Origin of the sequence: Vibrio sp. OPT46, from assembly GCF_015163535.1 — a bacterium.
In the GTDB taxonomy this organism is placed as follows: domain Bacteria; phylum Pseudomonadota; class Gammaproteobacteria; order Enterobacterales; family Vibrionaceae; genus Vibrio; species Vibrio alginolyticus.
In genome coordinates this window covers 1-2540 of the sequence record NZ_JADDYG010000783.1, presented here as the reverse complement: position 1 = coordinate 2540, position 2540 = coordinate 1, and the positions used below count along the sequence as shown (strand labels likewise).

Sequence of the window (2540 nt, the reverse complement as noted above, 5' to 3'; positions counted from 1 at the left end):
GGTAAATGCTTTTGACTGATAGTTTTTAAAGGGTTCGCCTTCCGGAGTAACTACTTTGAAAGTTGCAATATCGATCTCTTCATCTATATCAAAGACACTTCTGATTTTATCGAACGCGTCAGTTAAAAAGTAAACATCATCATCACAAAATACAACCAAATCAGATGACGCTCTTGCTAATGCAGCATTACGGCTATTAGATAAGCCGAGTGTATCTATATGATGATATTTGATATCACTCCTATTTTCGAGCAACTTATGAATCTTACTGGAAAGCTCATAAGCTACAGAAGTCTGATGAATAATGATATATTGAACCCCTTCAACTATGGGAAGTTCATTATCGTAAATTTGCTCTATACCATTATTGAGCGTGCTAATCAGCACATCAATCGATAACATTTCGCTTAAACTCTGCCAACTTATAAATACATAATGTAATTAATACCGCCCAGGTAAAATGGGTACTCAAATATTCAGAACGATAACTTGATGTTACAAGTATTTGAAACCCCATCAGTGCCCCTAAAAAGTAATATCGAGATAAAAATCCATGCTTTATGCCAGGTAGAATTAATGCAGTAAAAAACGAAAAAATCAAAAAAACACCGATCGCTCCACCTTCCCAAAACATATCTAAAACATAGTTATTTGTTATTCTGAATAGGTAGTCTTCACTACGCATACCAAAACTGTCTAGGACTGACATTGTCCCTAACCCGTGGCCAAAAATTAATTGTGTTATACTTGACTCTGCGATTAGGTTCGAAAATGAAATCATAAATTGGCTTCGTGAAGAACCACCACTAGCTTCATGCTGCAATTTATAGTAAATAAACTCAAGAAAGAGAGCGCCAAAGTAGACAATTACACCAATAAAAAATACAACTGCTAACATTATCACGAAATGACTTATTCTCGTTTTACCAGTTGTCGCAGTTTTTAAAAATATGTAGAAAAAGACAAATGCACATAATAATGCGAAGTTAACGTATGCCCCACCGGAGAATGACAACACAACGATAATAGTAGTCATTCCTAGCAAAACTACACTCCAGAACTTGCTTCTAATTAATAGAGCAATAAGAATTAAACACTCCATTAAAATAGGGGATAGAAAGTTTGGCTCTTCTGCAATAGAGGTTATTCTAGAAGGGAAAACAGAACGCAAAGCTGCTGGTACACCATGCATCCAATCTCGTGTATCAATGAAAAATGGAATTCCAAGTTGCTTACTTATAAGCTGCCAATACCCTAAGATTACAAAAGTGAATGTAGTGAATAGGCCATAATACAGTAATTTCTTTACTGATTTTTCATTCGCACTTGGTAACCACATGAGAATAACAAGTAAGTTAAGCACTAAAGCAGTGAAGGTGAAAAGTCGCCCTATTATTACAGTTCTAAGATATTCAGTGACTAAGTAATCTCGATTGAACACTATACTAAACAGCGAGACTAAAAACACTGCTAAGAAAAGGCCACATGTGGTCAGTGAGTACTTTTCAAATTTAATCTTTCTAGCTAAAAGAAAATAATATCCAACACTCAACGCAGCCGAAAGAAAAAGTACAACAAGTACAACTTTATTCCATTTAGTTACAGATAAAGGAGCTAGAAGAGTGAATAAATAAACATGCCCTTCTAGCCGTTTCATTGGTTCTAAATTTAAGCTAAGCATTCTTACGTGTTATTGCAATTCGTATTAGTGCGATAATAATTGACAGAATACCACCAATTAACGTACCAAGAACGCAAATAATAGCTCGACTTGGGCTATCTTTTTCTTCCGGAACCACTGGTGGATCGATAATATCGAAGATGTAGTTCTCTTGTGCCTCAGCAAGCATTAATTTCTTAGTTTGCTCTTCAATTAATTGATAAAAAACATTCTGCATTTCAGAGAGGTTTGTAAGATTCAGCTGCTTCTCTAAGTATTGAATATTATTCTTAGCTTGGTTGATGTCCTTGTTCTTCATCCATTCGTTCAGGTCTGAGATCAGCCAATCAAGCCATTGTTTTGCTAAAACTGGCGATTGGTTCGTCAAAGAAACAATAGTTGAACCACTCGTTTTATTTGAATCGATAACGAGTAACTCATTAAGAACTTTCGTGGCCTCTAAAATGGTTGGCTTTGGTGTTTTTCCGTCACTAACAACTCTTGTCCAAGTGCTTGTACTTTCGTCATAAATCTCCGGGTCAATATATACTTTTCCAGTAGCTGCATCCCAATGCTCGATTGCCATTAATGGGATCAAAATATCTCTACGTTCAATGAATGCTCCTAAGAATACTCTTGAGCGTAGGGACTCTAAAGCAATAGCTTGTTTGGAACTGTCTTGGCTACCAAACCCCGCTAACGCAGCTAAACCACCCAATTGCCCCACGGTTGAGCTAGGCGTATTGTCTGTTACCGGAAAAAGTACAGCTTCAGATTTGTAGAGATTTGGCTTTGAAATAGCAAAAAGCACTGACGCAACCGCAAATATAAATGTGATAGCAACGATCATTATTTTCTGTTGCCAAAGTAAGCGTATTAG

Annotated in this window: 3 protein-coding genes; all 3 read right to left on the bottom strand. The window is 36.5% G+C overall.

All coding sequences use genetic code 11. The features are described from left to right. On the bottom strand, positions 1 to 402 hold a 402-nt coding region (locus tag IQR33_RS27730), incomplete at its 3' end, for a glycosyltransferase family 2 protein (protein WP_193844238.1). Beyond that, positions 389 to 1681 carry a hypothetical protein gene (locus IQR33_RS27725; RefSeq protein ID WP_042522617.1) on the bottom strand — a complete coding sequence of 431 codons (1293 nt, stop codon included), beginning with the start codon at positions 1679 to 1681 and terminating at the stop codon, positions 389 to 391. The genes IQR33_RS27725 and IQR33_RS27730, both read right to left, overlap by 14 nt. Continuing rightward, positions 1674 to 2540, bottom strand: an 867-nt coding sequence (locus IQR33_RS27720) for a GNVR domain-containing protein (RefSeq protein ID WP_193844237.1), incomplete at its 5' end; no start/stop codon positions are given. The genes IQR33_RS27720 and IQR33_RS27725, both read right to left, overlap by 8 nt.